The sequence below is a fragment of the Verminephrobacter aporrectodeae subsp. tuberculatae At4 genome (genome assembly GCF_000193225.1).
Lineage (GTDB): Bacteria > Pseudomonadota > Gammaproteobacteria > Burkholderiales > Burkholderiaceae_C > Acidovorax > Acidovorax aporrectodeae.
The window spans coordinates 1-243 of record NZ_AFAL01000643.1; the positions used below are offsets into that span (position 1 = coordinate 1).

The 243-nt window shown below is 66.7% G+C and carries 1 protein-coding gene; it reads right to left on the bottom strand.

Annotated elements, in window-relative coordinates:
• A partial coding sequence (locus VTU_RS33850) for an Ig-like domain-containing protein (RefSeq protein ID WP_010107256.1) occupies positions 1–243 on the bottom strand: 243 nt, incomplete at both ends.

A 243-nucleotide genomic window follows, 5' to 3' on the forward strand; every position in this document is an offset into this window, starting at 1 on the left:
TCGCTGTCCAGACCGTGCGGTCGGCGTTGGGGGTGAGTGGGCTGAGCGTGCCGTTGGCGTTGGTGAGCACGACGTCGTCGTTTGCGAAGCCGTTGACGGGCTCGTTAAAGCGGAAGGTGACGGTGGTCGTTTCACCCACGGTCAGCGCGCTATCGGCCAGCGTGATGGTGGCCGTGGGACCGGTGGTGTCTGCGGGCCGGGTGTTCACGGTGTAGTTGTCGCTGCTGGCGGTGCCGACACCGG